This window comes from Agrobacterium sp. a22-2 (assembly GCF_012276985.1).
GTDB lineage: Bacteria > Pseudomonadota > Alphaproteobacteria > Rhizobiales > Rhizobiaceae > Allorhizobium.
This window is the reverse complement of sequence record NZ_JAAXMM010000093.1, coordinates 1-409: the sequence shown is the minus strand read 5'-3', so window position 1 is coordinate 409 and position 409 is coordinate 1. Positions and strand designations below refer to the sequence as shown.

The following is a 409-nucleotide window of genomic DNA, read 5'->3' as shown; positions in this document are numbered from 1 at the left end:
CTACATCAATGCCGGCTCGGTCGAAACCCTGCTGGATAACGCACAGGATCTGGCGCGCATTGCCAAGGCGGCCGGTGTCGACGTCACCTTGTCCGTGGTTGACGGCATGCAGCACGTCTTCCCCTTCCTCGCCGGCCGAGCCCCTGAGGCAGACGACGAACTGCGTCGCATCGCCCAGTGGTTCAAGCGCAACTGAACGGCGCAAGCGATTCAACAAAAATATAGGAGACAACACCATGGACAACGAGCAAAGCTTCGACGCCATCGTCATCGGCAGCGGCTTCGGCGGCATCTACATGCTGCACAAACTGCGCAACGAACTCGGGCTGAAGACCCGTGCGTTCGAGAAGGGCGGCGGTGTGGGCGGAACTTGGTACTTCAACCGCTACCCCGGCGCCAAGTCTGACAC

General features: G+C 60.6%; 2 protein-coding genes. Both read left to right on the top strand.

The window, feature by feature from the left end; all coding sequences use genetic code 11:
* Positions 1-196, top strand: a 196-nt coding sequence (locus HFC70_RS26540) for an alpha/beta hydrolase (protein WP_368669832.1), incomplete at its 5' end; no start/stop codon positions are given.
* Positions 197-236: 40 nt separating this feature from the next.
* Positions 237-409 (top strand): NAD(P)-binding protein (locus HFC70_RS26535; protein WP_150326494.1); only part of this gene is annotated, 173 nt, incomplete at its 3' end.